Annotated in this window: 14 protein-coding genes; 8 read left to right on the forward strand and 6 right to left on the reverse strand. The window is 66.1% G+C overall.

Annotated features, from left to right (window positions below):
* Positions 1-60: 60 nt before the first annotated feature.
* From J2Y55_RS17700 to J2Y55_RS17710, 3 genes are read left to right on the forward strand one after another with little or no spacing between them, the layout of a single operon-like run.
* Positions 61-1,512, forward strand: coding sequence for a CpaF family protein (locus tag J2Y55_RS17700; RefSeq protein WP_310156094.1), 1,452 nt, complete (start codon positions 61-63; stop codon positions 1,510-1,512).
* Positions 1,513-1,540: 28 nt separating this feature from the next.
* Positions 1,541-2,518 carry a type II secretion system F family protein gene (locus tag J2Y55_RS17705; RefSeq protein WP_103721174.1) on the forward strand — a complete coding sequence of 326 codons (978 nt, stop codon included), beginning with the start codon at positions 1,541-1,543 and terminating at the stop codon, positions 2,516-2,518.
* A 10-nt stretch (positions 2,519-2,528) separates the two neighbouring features.
* Positions 2,529-3,506, forward strand: coding sequence for a type II secretion system F family protein (locus J2Y55_RS17710; RefSeq protein ID WP_103721175.1), 978 nt, complete (start codon positions 2,529-2,531; stop codon positions 3,504-3,506).
* Positions 3,507-3,595: 89 nt separating this feature from the next.
* On the opposite strand, the gene J2Y55_RS17715 is transcribed toward J2Y55_RS17710, so the two are convergent.
* Complete coding sequence (locus tag J2Y55_RS17715) at positions 3,596-4,465, reverse strand: tetratricopeptide repeat protein (protein WP_310156104.1); 870 nt, start codon at positions 4,463-4,465, stop codon at positions 3,596-3,598.
* Positions 4,466-4,591: 126 nt separating this feature from the next.
* On the opposite strand from J2Y55_RS17715, the gene J2Y55_RS17720 reads away from it, so the two are divergent.
* The 3 genes from J2Y55_RS17720 to J2Y55_RS17730 all read left to right on the forward strand — a co-directional run bounded on the left by J2Y55_RS17720 (position 4,592) and on the right by J2Y55_RS17730 (position 7,333).
* Complete coding sequence (locus tag J2Y55_RS17720; protein WP_310156107.1) at positions 4,592-5,977, forward strand: leucyl aminopeptidase family protein; 1,386 nt, start codon at positions 4,592-4,594, stop codon at positions 5,975-5,977.
* Between the two features lie 98 nt (positions 5,978-6,075).
* Entirely contained in the window at positions 6,076-6,429 is a 354-nt protein-coding gene (locus tag J2Y55_RS17725; protein WP_310156110.1) for a MarR family transcriptional regulator, read from the forward strand.
* A gap of 46 nt (positions 6,430-6,475) precedes the next feature.
* The gene (locus J2Y55_RS17730) at positions 6,476-7,333 is read left to right on the forward strand and encodes a C40 family peptidase (RefSeq protein WP_310156112.1); all 858 of its coding nucleotides are present in this window, start codon (positions 6,476-6,478) and stop codon (positions 7,331-7,333) included.
* A 3-nt stretch (positions 7,334-7,336) separates the two neighbouring features.
* On the opposite strand, the gene mutS is transcribed toward J2Y55_RS17730, so the two are convergent.
* A complete protein-coding gene (mutS, locus tag J2Y55_RS17735; RefSeq protein ID WP_310156116.1) occupies positions 7,337-10,081 on the reverse strand; it encodes a DNA mismatch repair protein MutS in 2,745 nt (914 codons plus the stop codon).
* Between the two features lie 192 nt (positions 10,082-10,273).
* On the opposite strand from mutS, the gene J2Y55_RS17740 reads away from it, so the two are divergent.
* Together J2Y55_RS17740 and J2Y55_RS17745 are read left to right on the forward strand one after the other, a co-directional pair.
* Positions 10,274-12,109, forward strand: coding sequence for a methyl-accepting chemotaxis protein (locus J2Y55_RS17740; RefSeq protein WP_310156120.1), 1,836 nt, complete (start codon positions 10,274-10,276; stop codon positions 12,107-12,109).
* Between the two features lie 135 nt (positions 12,110-12,244).
* Entirely contained in the window at positions 12,245-14,530 is a 2,286-nt protein-coding gene (locus J2Y55_RS17745) for an NADP-dependent malic enzyme (protein ID WP_310156122.1), read from the forward strand.
* 91 nt (positions 14,531-14,621) lie between these two features.
* On the opposite strand, the gene J2Y55_RS17750 is transcribed toward J2Y55_RS17745, so the two are convergent.
* The 4 genes from J2Y55_RS17750 to J2Y55_RS17765 form a co-directional block, all read right to left on the reverse strand.
* Complete coding sequence (locus J2Y55_RS17750; RefSeq protein ID WP_310156125.1) at positions 14,622-14,828, reverse strand: hypothetical protein; 207 nt, start codon at positions 14,826-14,828, stop codon at positions 14,622-14,624.
* A 138-nt stretch (positions 14,829-14,966) separates the two neighbouring features.
* Positions 14,967-16,031, reverse strand: a complete 1,065-nt coding sequence (locus J2Y55_RS17755) for an HlyD family secretion protein (RefSeq protein ID WP_310156127.1) — start codon at positions 16,029-16,031, stop codon at positions 14,967-14,969.
* Between the two features lie 119 nt (positions 16,032-16,150).
* On the reverse strand, positions 16,151-17,791 hold the full coding sequence (locus J2Y55_RS17760) for an MFS transporter (protein ID WP_310156130.1): 1,641 nt from the start codon (positions 17,789-17,791) through the stop codon (positions 16,151-16,153).
* Complete coding sequence (locus tag J2Y55_RS17765) at positions 17,788-18,249, reverse strand: MarR family winged helix-turn-helix transcriptional regulator (protein ID WP_310156134.1); 462 nt, start codon at positions 18,247-18,249, stop codon at positions 17,788-17,790. The genes J2Y55_RS17760 and J2Y55_RS17765 overlap by 4 nt, the downstream gene beginning before the upstream one ends.
* Positions 18,250-18,293 lie beyond the last annotated feature (44 nt).

The following is an 18,293-nucleotide window of genomic DNA, read 5'->3' on the forward strand; positions in this document are numbered from 1 at the left end:
GCGTCGATATGAGCGGCTCGGTCGGGCAATATCTCGCCTTGCCCGCGAAAGAGGGTTGAGATGTTCGGAAAGCGATCAACCGGCGCAAATCCACCCCAGGCCTTGACCGTGAAGGCGGCCGCTTCCGCGCCGGGGCTTGCGCACACGCTCGACCGGACCGCCGGGCGTGATCCGCGGCGCAGCCCGCCGCCGCCCGTGCCGGTCGAGACGCCACGCTCCGACGAATATTACCAGATGAAGAGCATGATCTTCGGGGCGTTGATCGAAGCGATCGACCTCTCGCAGCTCGCCAAGCTCGATGGTGAATCGGCGCGGGAGGAAATCCGCGACATCATCAACGAGATCATCTCGCTGAAGAACGTGGTCCTCTCCATCGCCGAGCAGGAGGAGTTGCTCGACGATATCTGCAACGACGTTCTCGGCTATGGCCCGCTCGAGCCCTTGCTGGCGCGCGACGACATCGCCGACATCATGGTCAATGGCGCGACCCGCACCTTCATCGAAGTTGCCGGCAAGATCACGCTGACCAATATCCGTTTCCGCGACAACGCGCAGCTGATGAACATCTGCCAGCGCATCGTCAGCCAGGTCGGCCGGCGCGTCGATGAATCCTCGCCGATCTGCGACGCGCGCCTGGCCGACGGCTCGCGCGTCAACGTCATCGCGCCGCCTTTGGCGATCGACGGGCCGGCGCTCACGATCCGCAAGTTCAAGAAGGACAAGCTGACGCTCGACCAGCTCGTGCGGTTCGGCGCGATCTCGCCGCCTGGAGCCGAGATCCTGAAGATCATCGGCAAGGTCCGCTGCAACATCGTCATCTCGGGCGGCACCGGTTCGGGCAAGACGACGCTGCTCAACTGTCTGACCAACTACATCGATCTCGATGAGCGGGTGATCACCTGCGAGGACGCTGCCGAATTGCAACTGCAGCAGCCCCATGTCGTGCGCCTCGAAACGCGTCCGCCCAATATCGAGGGCACCGGCGCCGTTACCATGCGTGACCTCGTCAAGAACTGCCTGCGCATGCGGCCCGAGCGGATCATCGTCGGCGAGGTGCGTGGACCGGAAGCTTTCGACCTGCTCCAGGCCATGAATACGGGCCATGACGGCTCGATGGGAACGTTGCACGCCAACACGCCGCGTGAATGCCTGAGCCGTATCGAATCGATGATCACCATGGGCGGCTTCAGCCTGCCGTCGAAGACGCTGCGCGAGATGATCTGCTCATCGGTCGACGTCATCATCCAGGCCCAGCGCCTGCGCGACGGCTCGCGCCGCATCACCCACATCACCGAGGTGATGGGGATGGAAGGCGAGGTCATCATCACCCAGGATCTGATGACCTACGAGATTCTGGGCGAGGACGCGGCCGGTAGGCTCACCGGCCGCCACCGCGCCACCGGCATCGGCCGGCCGCGTTTCTGGGAGCGGGCGCGATATTATGGCGAGGAGCAGCGCCTCGCGGCGGCGATCGACATGCTGGAAAGGCAAGGCGAGGCCGATGCGGCCTGACAGCGCGATCTGAGCGGAGCAACACGCCGTGGACAAGAGCGTCATCGCCGTCATCGTGCTCGCGACCCTCGCTGCGGGGGGCGTCGTCTATGCGCTGTTCTATCCGCTGCTCAGCGGGCAGGCCCGGGCGGAAAAGCGCCGCAAGGAGTTCGCAAGCCCGGTCGCAGCGCGCGGCATCGACCGCGAGACGCAGATGCGGGCCAAGCGCGGTCAGGTGGCTCAAAGCCTCAAGGAGATCGAGAAGCGCGAGAGCTCACGCAACAAGCTTTCCCTCGAAACACGCCTGCAGCAAGGTGGGCTGAACTGGACGCGCAAGAAATATTACATCGTCAGTGCGGTCATGGCCGTGGTGACCGCGCTGGCCCTGCTGCTGGCGAGCGACAAGCCGCTCCTTGCGGTCATCGGCCTGTTCGTCGGCGGGCTCGGCCTGCCCGCCTGGTACATCAAGCGCTGCAAGACGAAACGGTTGAAGAAATTCGGGACAGAATTCCCCAATGCGATCGACGTCATCGTCCGTGGCATCAAGGCGGGTTTGCCGCTGAACGACTGCCTGCGGATCATCGCGCATGAAGCTGCCGAGCCCGTCGCTGGCGAGTTCAAGCAGATCATCGAGAGCCAGGCGCTGGGCCTGCCGCTGACGGAAGCCACGGCGAAGCTCTATGATCGCATGCCCTGCGCCGAAACGAACTTCTTCGGCATTGTGTTGGCGATTCAACAGAAGACCGGTGGCAACCTCGCCGAGACGCTTGGAAACCTCTCGCGCGTCATCCGTGAGCGTCGCAAGATGCGCGACAAGATTCAGGCGGTCTCGATGGAGGCCAAGGCTTCTGCCGGCATCATCGGCTCATTGCCGCCTGTCGTCGCGATCCTGGTCTACCTGACCAGCCCGCGCTACATCGAACTGCTCTGGCTCACACAGACCGGCAAGGTCGCAATGGTTGTCGGCGGCATCTGGATGCTGATCGGCTGCCTCGTGATGCGCAAGATGATCAACTTCAACATTTGAGGCGGCGCGGATGATTGCTCTCATCGCAGACAAGCTCGCCGACGGACAATTTCTGTTGTCGATCATCGTCGCGGTCGCCGCCGCCGCGACCGTGTTGACGTTGGCGATCCCGCTGACGGAAGGCAACAGCCTGCAAAAGCGCATGAAGGGCGTTGCCAGCGAACGCGAGAAGATCCGCGCCCGCGAGCGCGACAGGCTCAACCGGCAGAAGGACAAGGTCACGCTTCGCCAGGAGCCGAAACAGTATATGCGCCGGATCGTCGACCAATTTAAGCTTGGCGACTGGCTTGGCACAGAGACGGCGAAGCAGCGGCTCTTGATGGCCGGCTATCGCGGTCCCCAGGCTGAAGTCGGCTTCCTGTTCTTCCGCCTGGTGGCGCCGATCGGGCTCTTCCTGTTCACGCTGTTCTACGTTTTCGCCCTGAACGATTTCGGCCAACCTTTCATGGTCAAGGTCGGGATTGCGATTGCCGCTGCCTATCTCGGCATCAAGGCGCCGGAAGTCTTTCTGTCCAACCAGATCGGCAAGCGCCAGGCTTCGATGAGGTTGGCCTTTCCCGACGCTCTCGATCTGCTGTTGATCTGCGTCGAGTCCGGCATGTCGATGGAGCACGCCTGTCGCAAGGTCGCCGGCGAGATCGGCACGCAGTCCGTACCGCTCGCTGAAGAGTTTGCGCTATGCACGGCTGAGCTCGCCTATCTGGCGGAGCGGCGGCAGGCCTATGAGAATCTGGCCCAACGGACGGGGCTTGAAAGCGTCAAATCGGTCTCGACCGCTCTGATCCAGGCCGAGCGCTACGGCACCCCGCTGGGTACCGCTCTGCGCACCCTGGCTCAAGAGAGCCGTGACCAGCGCATGATGATGGCGGAGAAGAAGGCGGCTTCGCTGCCGCCCATGCTGACCGTGCCGATGATCCTGTTCTTCCTGCCGGTGCTGTTCGTCGTCATCCTGACGCCGGCGATGATCCAGGTCTTCAAATGGCAATGAGGAGGCTTTCGGCGCGAGCCGAAGTCCTTACGTCCGCGACCGGAAGCATGGTTGCCTCAGCCTAGGTCGTCTTTCCGGGGGGGGCGGCGTCAGACCTTGGGCGCTTCGCCCGCTGGCGCTTCTGGCTTGCGGGCAGTGGCCTTGCCCTTACCGCCGGCCCTCAGAACGTCCCAGCTATTCGTCTGACTGACGCTGCGCTTGAGATAAGCGATCGTGGCAGCGGCTTCCGTGGGGCTCTGGTCCTGCCGGGCCAGCGTTTCCGCTTCGCCGAAGCGGCCCTGCAGGCCGAGCACGAGGACGAGGTTTTGCCGCACGCGCACATCGCTGCGGTTGGAGGTGGCCGCCTCGCGCAAGACCCGTTCGGCTTCGGGCAAATGCTTCGAGAGCGCCAAGGAGAGGCCGAGATTGGACATCACGGTCGGCTCGCCGGGCGCGAGCTTGAGCGCCGCCTGGTAGAGCTGCTGCGCGCGTTCGGGCTCGCCGAGCTGGTCAGCCACCGTGCCCTGCGCCGAGAGGATGCGCCAATCCGGCCGTTCCGGCGAATGCGCGCGGGAGAGCACTTCGTCCGCCTCTTTCAACCGGCCATTATCGGCGAGAGAACGGCCATAGGCCCCCAGCATTTCGAGATCATTGGTATGGACCAGGACTGCGCCCTGCAGCACCGCCAGCGCCTGGGCGTTCTGGTCGAGCGCGCGCAAGGCGCGGGCATAGTAGAAGGCGGCGTCGCGCTCCTTGGGATTGGCGTCGTAGCGCTTGCCCCAGCGCTGGCTCTCCGCTTGCCAATCGGCTGGATTGCGCGGCTGGGCCTCGCTGCGGCCGATCGAGCCTGTGATATCGCCGAGCCCGCTGCGGCTCTGGCAGCCGGCAGCGGCAAGTGCGGCGAGGCCGATGGCAGCCAGAAGGCCGGTGCGGGCAAGCTTGCGAGAGGCCATCAGGGGCGCTGGAAGACTGGCGGACATGGCGGGATCGCCTCGCAACAATGGAAAATCTGGTCCCGCCGGTGATAAAGCGTTAACCCTAATGCATTCTTAACCACCGCCTCGCGACCGGTCCCCGGCCTCGCTTCCGATCAGGTGTCCATCTCCGTGCACAGCCTTCTCGTTTCCGCCTCGCCTTCGGCCATTCCGGTTCATGTCGTCTCGAAAGCCGGGCTACCCACACTGCTCGAAGCCCTGGCGCCGGAAGGCCGGCGCTTTGCGCAGGCTCAGGGCTTCGCCGCCCGGCCGGGCCAGCATCTTGCCTTGCCGGATGCTTCGGGAGCGGTGGCAGCCGTGCTGCTCGGCGTCGAGCCGCCCGAATCGCGTCGCCGCGATCCGTTCGCGCCCGGCCGGCTCGCGGCGATCCTGCCGGCTGGGGACTATGTGCTGTCGGGCGAGATCGGCGATGCCGGTTTGGCTGCGTTGGCTTGGCTGCTGCAGGGATACCGCTTCGACCGCTACCGCAATCCCGCTTCCGTCACGGCTCGCCTCGTACTGCCCGACGGAGTCGATGGCGAGGAGCTGAGCGCGGTGGCGACGTCAGCCATGCTCGCGCGTGATCTCGTCAATACGCCGGCCAATGACATGGGCCCGGCCGAGATTGAGGCGGCGATTCGCGCGCTCGGCGAGGAATGCGGCGCCACCGTCACCAGCATCGTCGGCGACGACCTGCTGGCCAGGAATTTCCCGATGATCCATGCGGTCGGCCGCGCTTCGCCGCGCGCGCCGCGTCTGGTCGATCTGGTCTGGGGCGATCCCAGCCAGCCCAAGGTCACACTTGTGGGCAAGGGGGTCGCCTTCGACACTGGCGGCCTCGATCTCAAGCCGTCGGCGGGCATGCTGCTGATGAAGAAGGATATGGGCGGGGCTGCCGCGGCGATCGCCGCTGCGCGCATGATCATGCTGGCGAAGCTTCCGGTCCGGCTGCGTCTGCTTGTACCGGCGGTGGAGAATGCGGTTTCGGGCTCAGCCTTCCGGCCGGGCGACGTGCTGCAGAGCCGCAAGGGCATCACGGTCGAGATCGGCAATACCGACGCGGAAGGTCGGCTCATCCTCGCCGATGCGCTGGCGCTCGCCGACGAGGAGGCGCCGGAGCTGCTGATCGACTACGCCACGCTGACGGGTGCGGCCCGCGTCGCGCTTGGACCGGAATTGCCGCCCTTCTATACGCATGACGACGGGTTGGCCGCCGAGATCGCCCGCCTCGGCAATGCGGTGAATGATCCGGTCTGGCGGCTGCCGCTTTGGCCGCCTTATGACGGGCTGCTCGATTCCAAGATCGCCGACGTCAATCATGTCTCGGGCGGCAGCTTCGCCGGCTCGGTCACGGCCGCCCTGTTCCTGAACCGCTTCGTCGAAAAGAGTGCGTCATACGCTCATTTCGACATCTATGGCTGGACGCCCTCGGCCAAGCCCGGCCGGCCGGAGGGGGGCGAGTGCCAGGCCGCCCGTCTGACCTATGCGCTGCTGAAGCAGCTTCACCCGGTCGGTTAAGCCTCTTCTGTCGGTTAAGCTTCTTGCACGACAGCGATTGCACCCGGGCCGAAGGCGCATAATGATACGGGTCCGTAACGATCGGGATCCGCGTATTCATGCCCTTGGAGATCAGGCCCTCGCAGGCGCTCAGACTGTGGCGGCAGGTGCATCTCGATCTGGTGCGCGACGGGCAGGCCGATCTTTCGGCCCGCCAGACCGCGATCCTGCTGACGATCTATCTCGAATTGCCGCCCCATACCGTGCGCGGGCTCGCCGCGCAGCTCGGCGTCACCAAGCCGGTGATCACGCGGGCGCTCGACACCATGGGCAAGCTCGGCCTCGTCAGCCGGCGGCGGGATGAGTTCGACCGCCGCAATGTCATCATCCAGCGCACCGTGGCAGGCGCGCTCGCGGTCGAGAAATTGGCTGATCTGGTGACGGAGCGGGCGAGGGAGCTTGGCGGTAGCTGAAACCCGGAGTCTTCGCGCGTTAACCGGTAGTGGCTAGATTGCAGCCATGAGCCTGATTCTCGACCGCCGCCTCACGCCTGCCCGCCCCGATCTCGCCGCCAGCCGCTTGCGGGGACAGGTCGAGGCGCGCGCTTTCGTCGATCCCGAGCCGATGCGCGTCGTCGCGGCTTCTGCGCCTGTGCGCCGCGAGCCGCGCCCCGACGCGCCCCTCGATACGGAAGCGTTGTCGGGCGAGTTGGTCGACGTCTATGAGAGCCATGAAGGCTGGGCCTGGGTCCAGCTCGCCTCCGACGGCTATGTCGGCTACGTGCCCGACGACGCGTTGCGATTGGATGCTCCCGTGCCGACGCACCGCGTCCAAGCGCTTCGGACCCTCATCTATCCCGGCGCATCGATGAAATTGCCGCCGCTGGCGGCCTTGTCGCTCGGCGCAGGCGTCACGGTCGCGGGAGAGGCCGGCGACTTCCTCGTGCTTGCCGATGGCGGGCACGTATTCGCCGCCCATCTCTCCGCCGCCGATGCCTATGAACCCGATTTCGTTGCCGTCGCCGAGCGCTTCCTGCATGTGCCCTATCTCTGGGGCGGCAAGACCAGCCTCGGACTCGATTGCTCGGGGCTGACGCAGCTCTCGCTGGCGGCGGCGGGCGTCGCTTCGCCGCGCGATTCCGACATGCTGGAGGCATCGCTCGGCCAACCCGTCGTCTTCGACGACAGCCTTCAGGGTCTGCAACGCGGCGATCTCGTCTTCTGGAAGGGCCATGTCGGCATCCTGACCGACCCGGAGACGCTGCTGCACGCCACCGCCTATACGATGACGGTCTATAGCGAGCCGCTGCGCACGGCCCGCGACCGCATCCAGGCCAAGAGCTTCGGCGCGATCACGAGCATCAGGCGTCTCGGCTGAGGCTCATCCCAGCCCTTTCAGCCGGTACAGCGCCTCCAGCGCCGCGCGTGGCGTCATTTCGTCGAGGTCGAGCTCGTTCAGCGCCTCGCGTAACGCATCGACCGCAGCGACGGCCATGACCGGTACAGTCCGCCTGACCGGCGCGGCGAATAGGGGCAGGTCGTCGACCAGCGAGGCGACCGGCTTCTCGCGCTCGGTCTTCTCCAATTCACTGAGGATCGCGCGGGCCCGTTCGACCACGGCGAGCGGCAGGCCTGCGAGCTTGGCGACCTGGATGCCGTAGGAGCGGTCGGCCGCGCCTGCCACCACCTCGTGCAGGAAGATCACCTCTCCGTTCCATTCGGTGACGCGAACGGTCGCGTTGGAGACGCGCTCCAGCCGGTCTCCGAGCGCGGTGAGCTCGTGATAATGCGTCGCAAACAGCGAGCGGCAGCGATTGACTTCGTGCAGATGCTCGATCGCTGCCCAGGCGATCGAGAGCCCGTCGAAGGTCGCGGTGCCGCGCCCGATCTCGTCGAGGATAACCAGCGCGCGCGGCCCGGCCTGGTTCAGGATCGCGGCGGTTTCGACCATCTCGACCATGAAGGTCGAGCGTCCGCGCGCAAGATCGTCGGCCGCACCCACGCGCGAGAACAGCCGGTCGACTATGCCGAGATGGGCGCTGGCTGCGGGCACGAAGGAGCCCATCTGCGCCAGCACCGCGATCAGCGCATTCTGGCGCAGAAAGGTCGATTTACCCGCCATGTTCGGACCGGTGATCAGGCAGATGCGCCCGCCGCCGCTGCTTTCGCCAGGCGGCGAGAGTTCGCTGTCATTGGCGACGAAGGGCTTGCCGTCCCGCTTGAGCGCGGCTTCCACGACCGGGTGGCGTCCGCCTGTGATGGTGAAGGCGGCGCTGTCGTCGATGATCGGACGGCTCCAGCCTTCGCGGCTGGCGAGTTCCGCGAGCCCGGCGAAGACGTCGATCTCGGCGAGCGCGGCGGCTGCGGCCTTGATCGGCTCGGCCTGAGCCAGCACCGCCTCGCACAAGGCCGCGAAGACGCCGAGCTCGAGCTTCAAGGCGCGATCGGCGGCCGAGGCGATCTTGGCCTCGAGTTCGCCAAGCTCGATCGAGGAAAAGCGCATCGCATCCGACATCGTCTGCCGGTGCACGAAGGTTGCCCGCCAGGGCTCCTTCAGGAAATCCTCGCCGACGGCTTGGGGTACTTCGACGAAGTAGCCGAGCATGGAATTATGCTTGATCCGCAGCGTCCGGCAGCCAGTCTCGGCGCTGTAGCGCGCTTGCAGTTGCGCGATGACCTTGCGGGAATCGACCTGCAGCAGCCGCAATTCGTCGAGGGCGGCGTCGAAACCCTCGCGGACGAAGCGGCCGTCGCGGCGGTTGAGCGGGAGTTCTTCGGCCAGCGTATCGGTCAACCGGGTCGGGAGAGCCGGATCGGTCGCCGCAAGCGCGCTGGCGGCGTTGGCGAGATCCTGCGGCAGCGTCGTCTGGCGGGCGAGCAGGGCTGCGATCTCGCGCGCGGCGGTGAGACCGGCCCCAAGCGCGGCGAGGTCGCGCGGACCGCCACGGTCGAGCGAGAGGCGGGCAAGTGCACGCGCCACATCGGGAACGCGGGTGAGCGCGCGCTGAAGATCCTCGCGCAGGGCGCTGTCGGCGACGAGCGCCGCGATGGCGTCGTGCCGATTGGCGATGGCCGCCGTATCCGTCAGCGGTCCAGCCAATCGCTCGGCGAGCAGGCGCGCGCCGCCCGGTGTCGCCGTCCGGTCGATTGTGGCGAGCAGGCTTCCCGTCCGCTCGCCCGATAGGGTCCGCGTCAATTCGAGATTGGTCCGCGTCGCGGCGTCGATCAGCATGGTGCCGGCGCCGGCGTCGCGCACCGGCGGCGACAAGGGCGGTCGCGCGCCGAACTGCGTGCGCTCGACATAGGCGAGCGCGGCGCCCGCCGCCGCGATCTCCGCGCGTGTGAAGGCGCCGAAGGCGTCCAGCGTGGCGACGCCGAAGAACTCCTTGAGCCTGCGCTCGGCCGAGGCCGCGTCCAGACCCTCGCGCGCCAGCGGCGTCACCGGCACATTGACCTCGCGCCAGAACGCCTTCATCGCCGGATCGTCGTAGATCGCGTCGGGGCAGACGATCTCGCGCGGTTCGAGGCGCGCGAACTCGATTGCGAGCCGCTCCTGCGGCGCCTCCATCACGCTGAAGCGCCCGGTCGAGATGTCGATGGCCGCAAGCCCATAGAGCGCCCCGTCATCGCTGAGCTTGCGGCGCGCGACCGCGACCAGCAGGCTCGCGCGGCCGGGTTCCAGCAGGCGCTCCTCGGTGATGGTGCCGGGCGTGACGAGCCGCACCACATCGCGCCGCACCACCGATTTGGGGCCGCGCTTCTTGGCCTCGGCGGGATCCTCGACCTGCTCGCAGACGGCGACGCGATGGCCAGCCGCGATCAGCCTCTGCAGGTAGTCGTCGGCGCGCTCGACCGGGACGCCGCACATCGCGATGTCATGGCCTTGATGCTTGCCGCGCTTGGTCAGCACGATGCCGAGCGTGCGCGAGGCGATCTCGGCATCGCTGAAGAACAATTCGTAGAAATCGCCCATCCGGTAGAACAGCATGCAGTCGGGATTGGCGGCTTTGATCTCGACATATTGCGCCATCATCGGCGTGACGCGGGCGGTCTCGTCCTTCGGCACGGCCGATGGGGCGGGGTGGGTGTCGATTCGATCGGAAAGGGGATCATTCAGGTGACGCATGGCGCGGCGAACGCTAGCGATTCGGCTCCGGCTTGGGAACCTCTCGGATGCGCGCCATCCCCGTCAAAAGGGGGCTTCGATGTGGGGCTCGCTCGGCGGCCGAGCGTCCTACGGTTTATAGTTTATCAACGGCGCTCGGCGTAAGTAACGAGCTGGAAGCCCCCTCCGCCCGTCCTGGTTGTGCGTACCGCCATGCTGTTCGAACTGCTCAGAGGCCTCAGCTACCTTCTGATCGCGGCGGTCTTCGTGCCGCTGGCGATGCAGCGGCTGGGCGAGAGGCACTTGCTGCGCCAAATCATCGTCGGGATCGTCTTCGCCGCGGCAGGCTGTGCCAGCATGCTCGACCCGGTCGTGGTCAAGCCCGGTATCCTGCTCGACTTCCGAAATGTCGTCGCCGGTCTTTCCGGCCCCCTGGGTGGGCCGATCTCGGCCGTGATCTCGACCGTCGTGATCAGCGGCGTGCGCCTCTATCTGGGGGGCGAAGGCGCGGTACCGGGCTTTGTCGGCATCCTGCTCTGCGGCGGCATCGGCGGTATTTACGGATGGCGCCTGCGGCGCGCGAGCCGGGGCGCGGCGATGCGGGACCTGATCTTCATCGGGCTCGTCGCAGCCTGGATGCCGGTGCTGATCATCTCGATCTTCGTGCCGTTTCCGGAGGCCTGGGAGCTGATCCCGTCCTTCTCCGGCCTGGGTCCGACGGCCATCAACCTGCTCGCCGCCTGCCTCATCGGCTATGTCATGACCAGCGACCAGCAGCGTGTCGAGACCCTGCGCCAGCTCGAGGCCTTCACCGCGAACACGCCGGGCGTGCTCTACCAGAAGATCATCAAGCCCGACGGCGTGGTCAGCTACAAATTCGCCAGCACCGGCATCGAGAAGCTGCTCGACGTCACGCGTGAGCAGGTCGAGCGCGAGCCGACGAGCTGGCTGCGGTGGATGGCACCCGAGGACCGCGAGGTGCTGGCCAGGGAGAACGCCAGGAGCGTCGCTGAGCATGCTCTCGCACCTTGGCGCTTCGAGGCTCGCCACCAGAAGGATGACGGTTCGATCGTTTGGCTGCGCACCGACGCGGCGGCGCGCCGCCTGGCGGACGGCTCGATCTGCTGGGATGGCATCCTGACCGATGTCACGGCGGAGCGCACGCTGGAGCGCCGTCGCCTGGACATCGAGAACAGCCGCAAGGCGGCGCTAGAGGATCTCGCCGTCCAGCTGGAAGTCACCGTCGGCAAGGCCCTTCAGGGTATGGGGCAGTCAGTGCGCAGCATGCATGAAGCCGCCAGCGAAATGGCGAGCAGCGCCAACAAGACGGCGCAGCGCGCGGCCGACGTCACGCAGCAGGCCGAGGGCGCCTCGCAGCGTGTCGGCAGCGTTGCCGTCGCTGCCGAGGAGATCGAGGCTTCGATCCGCGAGCTGACGCGCCAGACCGCCCATGCCGACCAGACCGCGCGCGATGCGGCGAGCTATGTGCGCTCGACGCGCCGCGACGTCGCCGGCCTCGCCGAGGCGGCCGACAAGGTCAGCGCGGTGCTCGATTTCATCGAGGACATCGCCGCCCGCACCAATCTGCTCGCCTTGAACGCGACCATCGAGGCGGCACGTGCAGGCGCGGCCGGGCGTGGCTTTGCGGTCGTTGCCGGCGAGGTCAAGAACCTGGCCGAGCAGACCCAGAAGGCGACGCGCGACATCGCCGAGACGCTGCAGGAGATTCGCGGCGCGGCCGCCACGGCGTCGGATGCCGTCGCGCATATCGAGGGCACGATGACCTCGATCGAGCAGACCTCCGGCATCCTCGCCGATGTCGTCAGCCGACAGGCCGACATCGCCTCGAACATCGCCGCCGACGCCCAGGCCGTCGCCGGAAGCACCAGCGTCGTCACCGCCAGCGTCGGCACGGTCGGCGACGAGGCGCGTATCACTGGCGATGCAGCTGTGCGCGTGGTCGCGGCGGCCCGAAAAGTCGATGAGCAGACCGTCGCGCTCGACCGCTATGTCGGCGATTTCGTGCAGAGCGTGCGCGGCAGGCTCTGACGGGGCTGAGCGCCTCGCCGCGCGATTTTCGCTTTGCAGGCATGAGCGTTGATCGTTGCGCGTATCTTGTGGGCGGGCGGGGGCTTGCCTATGGTCCGCCTCCTTCAGGAAACGCTCACAAAAAAGAATACGTTCATGAACGACCAGCCGCCGATCAAACGCGCCCGCCCGACCTTCACCGATCAGGAGGCGCTGCTGTTCCATTCGGAAGGGCGACCGGGCAAGCTCGAGATCGTCCCGACCGTGCCGATGGCGACGCAGCGCGATCTCTCGCTGGCCTATTCGCCCGGCGTCGCCGTACCGGTGCTGGCGATCGCGGAAGACCCCTCCAAGGCCTATGACTACACCGCGCGGGCCAATCTCGTCGCCGTGATCTCCAACGGCACCGCGATCCTCGGCCTCGGCAATCTCGGCGCGCTCGCCTCGAAGCCGGTGATGGAAGGCAAGGCGGTCCTGTTCAAGCGCTTCGCCGACGTTGATTCGATCGATCTGGAGGTCGACACCGAGGACGCCGACACTTTTATCAACGCGGTGCGCTATCTCGGTCCGTCCTTCGGCGGCATCAATCTGGAGGATATCAAGGCGCCGGAATGCTTCATCATCGAGCAGCGCCTGCGCGAATTGATGGACATCCCGGTCTTCCATGACGACCAGCACGGCACCGCGATCATCGCTGCCGCGGGCCTGATCAATGCGCTCGACCTGACGGGCCGCGACGTCAAATCGACCCGCCTCGTCATCAACGGCGCCGGCGCAGCCTCGATCGCCTGTACGGAACTGCTCAAGGCGATGGGCTTCAAGCCCGACAACGTCATCCTCTGCGACACCAAGGGCGTGATCTACCAGGGCCGCACCGAGGGCATGAACCAGTGGAAATCGGCCCATGCGGCGATTACCGACCGGCGCACCCTGGCCCAGGCGATGGAGGGCGCCGATGCCTTCTTCGGCCTCAGCCAGAAGGGCGCCGTGACACCGGAGATGGTGGCCTCGATGGCGCCCAACCCGATCATCTTCGCCATGGCAAACCCTGATCCGGAGATCACGCCCGAGGAGGTCCACGCCATCCGCGACGACGCGATCATGGCGACGGGCCGCTCGGACTATCCCAACCAGGTCAACAACGTCCTCGGCTTCCCCTTCATCTTCCGCGGGGCGCTCGATGTCCGCGCCACGACGATCAATATGGAGATGAAGATCGCCGCGGCCGAGGCGCTGGCCTCGCTCGCTCGCGAGGACGTGCCCGACGAGGTCGCTGCAGCCTATCAGGGTTCGCGGCCGCGCTATGGCAAGGAATACATCATCCCGGTGCCGTTCGACCCGCGGTTGATCCATGTCGTGCCCGTCGCCGTCGCCAAGGCTGCGATGGAGACCGGCGTCGCCGGCAAGCCGATCGTCGATATTCCCGCCTATAAGGCGCAGCTTTCGGCGCGGCGCGATCCCGTCGCCGGCACGCTGAACCGCATCTTCGAGCGCGTCCGGCGCTATCCCAAGCGCGTCGTCTTCGCCGAGGGCGAGGAGGAACAGGTCATCCGCGCGGCGGTGTCCTTCGTCAACCAGGGGCTCGGCCACGCCATCCTGGTCGGGCGTGAGGAGCGCGTCTACGAGACCGCGACCTTCCTCGGCATCGACCTCGAGGCCAAGGGCATCTCGGTCCAGAACGCCCGCCTCTCGCGCCGCAACAGCGCCTATGCGCAATATCTCTATGAGCGGCTGCAGCGGCAGGGCTATCTCTTCCGCGACTGCCAGCGCCTGATCAATCAGGACCGCAACCACTTCGCCGCCGCGATGGTGGCGCTTGGTGATGCCGATGCGCTCGTCACGGGCGTGACCCGCAACTACTCGATCGCGCTGGAGGAGGTTCGCCGCGTCATTGACGATCGGCCCGGCCACAGGCTGATCGGCGTCTCGATCGTGCTCTCGCGCGAGCGCACGGTGCTTGTCGCCGATACGGCGATCACCGAGATGCCGACGGCGCAGCAGCTTGCCGAGATCGCGATCGAGGCTGCCGGCGTCGCCCGTCGTCTTGGCTACGAGCCCAAGGTCGCCATGCTCGCCTTCTCGACCTTCGGCCATCCGGCCGGCGAGCGCTCGGAGAAGGTGCGCGAAGCGGTGAAGCTGCTCGACGGCCAGCGCGTCGATTTCGAGTATGACGGTGAGATGGCTGCCGACGTCGCGCTGAATCGCGAGTTGATGAGCCAGTATCCGTTCTGCCGCCTGAGCGGTCCGGCCAATGTGCTGGTCATGCCGGCGTTCCACTCGGCCTCGATCTCGACCAAGATGCTGCAGGAGCTCGGCGGCTCGACCGTGATCGGCCCGCTGATCGTCGGCCTCGACAAGCCCGTGCAGATCGTGCCGCTGGGCGCCAAGGATAGCGACATCGTCAATATGGCGGCGCTCGCGGCCTTCAATATCGGCGGCTGAGCCGGCAGCGTTTCCGTCATTGCGAGCGGAGCGAAGCAATCCAGCGTCGTAGCGCGCTACGGCTCCTGGATTGCTTCAATGCTCTACGCTTTCAGCGGGGCTCGACGGCAGCGTCGAAGCAGGCCTGGAGCATCTCGCGGCAGGCCGCGAGCTGGGCGCGCGCCGAAGCGAGCGTGACATGGGGCGCGATATCGGCGAGGTCGCGCAAGGCGACGTCGACCGCCGTGATCAGATCGATGTCGGGGAGGGCCTCGCTGGCATCGGCAAGCGGGAGGCGGAACTGCAGGACTTGACCCATGAGCAACTGACGGCTTGAGCGAATCGGGTCATTAGAATCGCCCGGGAACGTCAAAAAACCCGTTAACGGTAATCGCAATTGTACCGGCCCAGTTGCGAAGCACGACAAAAGGGCTCGAACCGCAGGACGGAACTCTCGTCAGCGCAGGGCCGGCACGTTCTCCGCGGCTGCCGCCGTATCGATCTTGACGACGACGGACATGCCCGGCGCCAGCTGCGCGGCTAGGGGCTGATTGTCGTCGATCGCGATGCGGACCGGCAGGCGCTGGGCGATCTTGGTGAAGTTGCCGGTCGCGTTGTCGGCCTTCAGCACGCTGAATTCGGAGCCGGTCGCGGGCGAGAATTCCTGGATATGCCCTGTCAGCGTCTGGTGGCGCAGGGCATCGACGGTGAAGCTGACAGGCTGGCCGAGCTTCATGCCGTAGAGCTGGGTTTCCTTGAAGTTCGCGATCACCCATTTGCGTGCCGGCACGAGCGCGGCGAGCTGCGTTCCAGCCGAAACATACTGTCCGAGACGCACGCCGATCTCGCCGAGCCGGCCATCCTGAGGCGCCAGGACGCGGGTGTTCTGCAGGTCGATCTCGGCGAGCTGGACTGTGGCCTCGGCGTTCTGCACCGCCGCTTCCAATGATTGCCGGTTGACGACGATCGATTGCAGATCCTGTCGCGACACTTCGAGCGCGGCCTGTGCCTGCCGCAGGCCCGCGCGCGCCTGGTCGAGTGCCTGGGTCGCCTGGTCGGCAGTGGCCTGGGTCGAGATGTGCTTTTCCAGCAGCGCGCTGACGCGGTCGTCCGTGGCTTCTGCCGTCCGCAGCGCCGCCTGCGCGCTGGCGATTTGCGCCTCGCTCGAGCCGATCTTGGCCTGGGCCGAACGGACGCTCTGGTCGGCATTGGCCAGATTGGCCTTTTGGCCGGCGAGCAGCGCCTGCGCCTGCTGGACCTTCTGGTCATAGATCCGGTCGTCGATCTGGACGATCAGGTCACCGGCCTTGACGAGCTGGTAGTCCTGCACCGCCACCGTCTTCACATAGCCGGCGAGCTGCGGGCTGATGATCGTGACCTGGCCTTTCACATAGGCGTTCTCGGTCGTCTCCACCGCGTTGTGGAAGGGCGGCAGCTTCCAGGCATAGAGCACGAGCAGCGCCCCACAGAGGGCGACGAGAAGGGCGAGCAGGGTCGCGGGCGAGCGGAGCGATTTCAACATGGCAGGTTCGGTTCTAGATCACGTCGCATTCGGGCGAAGCCGTCCGAATGCGACGTGATCGATTCCAGGAGTTGAGAGCATTGCGCGAAAAACCGGTGCCCACTTTTTCGCGCAATGCTCTAGGCGACAGTAAGAGACCGCCGGTCGGCGATCGCCTGCCGGAGGTTCAGATAAAGCAGATGCGCGATCAGGGCGCAGAGTGCGAAGCCGGAGATCCAGCAGATCAGCAGGAAGATGTCGTTATAGGCAAGGATATTGGCCTCCCGCGTCGCCTGTTGCGCGAGCAGAGCAAGCCCCTCCGCGTTCAACAACTGGCTGTCGGTCAGCACCTTGCCATAGGAGCTTGCGAGCTGGCGGACGCGCTCGACGACCAGCGGGTCGCTCAGCGTCAATCGCTCGACCAGATAGCTGGAGTGGAACTGTTCGCGCAGCACGACGAAGCTGGTGAAGAAGGCTGAGCCCATCAGCCCGCCAATGCTTTGCGTGAACAGGAAGGTGACGATGAAGCTGGTGATGTATTCCGGCCCGCGTTTCATCGCCACCGTCAAGCCGGTGGACAAGGACGGCGGCAGGAACAACGCTCCGCCGAAGGCGATCAGCGCCTGGCTGAAATACATGTTCGCCGGGCGCGTCAGGTTGGTGGCCTGGCTGTCGAGATAGGCGCCGACGCAGACGCAGGTCAGCGCAAGGCCGTGCAGCGCCGGAATGCGCTCCGGCTTCAGTAGGGCGCCGCAAGCGAGCCCGCCCGCCACGGAGGCGAACAGGATCACGCCATAAAGCCCGGCGCTTTGCTCGTTGAGCAGGCCGACCGTCTGGAACAGCCCGATCGCGCCGGCGGTCTGCTCGGACAGGACGAGGCGGAAGAGCAGCATGATCGCGGCCAGATGCAGGATCTCGCGGCTCATCAGCCAGCGCACATTCAAGAGCGGCGCCTCGCGCTGCGCCTCGATCGCGACTGCGAGGCCCAGCGACAGGAGCGAGGCTGCCAGGCACCAACCGAGCCATGGCGCCTCGAGCCACCAATAATAGCGCCCGAGCGCGAGCACGACGGCGAGCAGGCCGAAGCTCAGCGCGATCAGCGGATAGCTGACGAAATCGAGCTTGCGCAGCACTTTGGTGTGCACGATCGGCGTCAATGGCAGGAGATAGACGACTGCCGCCGCGAGCAGCGCCAGCCCCATATCCATCGTGTAGAGTTCCTGCCATTGGCCGAGATCGAGCAGCGCCGGTGCGAGCAGGCGTGCCAGTGTCGGCGTCGCCGCCGTGCAGGTCAGCGCCAGGCTCAGGCCCCAGCTCATCTTCTTTGACGCCGGAAAGGCCTCGAGCATGTAGAGGAAGCCCAGCGTCGATACCGGCGAGCTCGCGATGCCGGCCAGGAAGCGGATGGCCACGGCCGCGCGCAGATCATGCACGAACAGGTGCAGGATCGAGGCGAAGACGAAGACGCCCAGGCTCAGCAGCGCGAAGCGGCGCAAGCCGAACTGGATGCGGATCTTGGTCAGGATCAGGGTCAGGCTGACATTGGGCGCCATATAGGCGGCGATGAGCCAGTTCGTCTCGGTCAGCGTCGCGCCGAGCGATCCCTGGATCTGGGCCGTGTTCCCGGCGACGAAATTCATGCCCAGCCCTTGCGTCGTCCAAAGCAGGACGGAGGCGCCGATGCAGGCGATGCTCCGTTGCAGGGTCGGGTCGGGCGGTGGGGCCGCAATCGCGGCGGTAGGCGCTGGCGCGGACGATGTGCCTTCGGCTGCGTTCGTCATGATGCGTCATGCCCGTCCATCGCTGCCTCGATGTTCTCGAAGACGTGGCGGAGCACGCGAGTGGCCACCGCCAGATCCTCCTCATCGACGCCGCGCAGCATGAAGGCGCCGATGATCTGCGAGAGCTCCTCGACCTGCCGGAGTTCGCCTTGCGCGGACTCGGTCAACGACAATTGCTTGGCCCGCCGGTCCCCTTCGACGGCGCTACGCAGAATGAAGCCCTGATTTTCCATGGCGTCCAGCAGCCGGACCAGGGTCGGGCTTTCGATCACGAGGAATTTCGCCAGCTCGCTCTGGTTCACGCCGGGGTTGCGGGCAATGTGAAGCAGCGCCCGCGCCCGCGCCAGCGTCAGCCCCTTTTGCCGGAGCAGGCCGTCGAACGTCGTCTGCATCTTGCGGCTGGCGGTCGAGAGGCTGGTCGCGAATGCGAGTTCGGAAGCGGAGCGGTTCGTGGTCATGGGAAATTACATAGCATGCTAATTACTCGCATGCATATAAAGCC

Source organism: Allobosea sp. BE125, from assembly GCF_031456075.1.
GTDB lineage: Bacteria > Pseudomonadota > Alphaproteobacteria > Rhizobiales > Beijerinckiaceae > Allobosea.

Excerpts from the sequence above, each read along its gene's own strand:
- mutS (WP_310156116.1), bottom strand. The coding sequence starts at position 10,081 with ATGCGTCACCTGAATGATCCCCTTTCCGATCGAATCGACACCCACCCC.
- J2Y55_RS17755 (WP_310156127.1), bottom strand. The coding sequence starts at position 16,031 with ATGTTGAAATCGCTCCGCTCGCCCGCGACCCTGCTCGCCCTTCTCGTC.
- J2Y55_RS17765 (WP_310156134.1), bottom strand. The coding sequence starts at position 18,249 with ATGACCACGAACCGCTCCGCTTCCGAACTCGCATTCGCGACCAGCCTC.
- J2Y55_RS17760 (WP_310156130.1), bottom strand. The coding sequence starts at position 17,791 with ATGACGAACGCAGCCGAAGGCACATCGTCCGCGCCAGCGCCTACCGCC.
- J2Y55_RS17710 (WP_103721175.1), top strand. The coding sequence starts at position 2,529 with ATGATTGCTCTCATCGCAGACAAGCTCGCCGACGGACAATTTCTGTTG.
- J2Y55_RS17715 (WP_310156104.1), bottom strand. The coding sequence starts at position 4,465 with ATGTCCGCCAGTCTTCCAGCGCCCCTGATGGCCTCTCGCAAGCTTGCC.
- J2Y55_RS17740 (WP_310156120.1), top strand. The coding sequence starts at position 10,274 with ATGCTGTTCGAACTGCTCAGAGGCCTCAGCTACCTTCTGATCGCGGCG.
- J2Y55_RS17750 (WP_310156125.1), bottom strand. The coding sequence starts at position 14,828 with ATGGGTCAAGTCCTGCAGTTCCGCCTCCCGCTTGCCGATGCCAGCGAG.
- J2Y55_RS17725 (WP_310156110.1), top strand. The coding sequence starts at position 6,076 with ATGCCCTTGGAGATCAGGCCCTCGCAGGCGCTCAGACTGTGGCGGCAG.
- J2Y55_RS17730 (WP_310156112.1), top strand. The coding sequence starts at position 6,476 with ATGAGCCTGATTCTCGACCGCCGCCTCACGCCTGCCCGCCCCGATCTC.
- J2Y55_RS17745 (WP_310156122.1), top strand. The coding sequence starts at position 12,245 with ATGAACGACCAGCCGCCGATCAAACGCGCCCGCCCGACCTTCACCGAT.
- J2Y55_RS17700 (WP_310156094.1), top strand. The coding sequence starts at position 61 with ATGTTCGGAAAGCGATCAACCGGCGCAAATCCACCCCAGGCCTTGACC.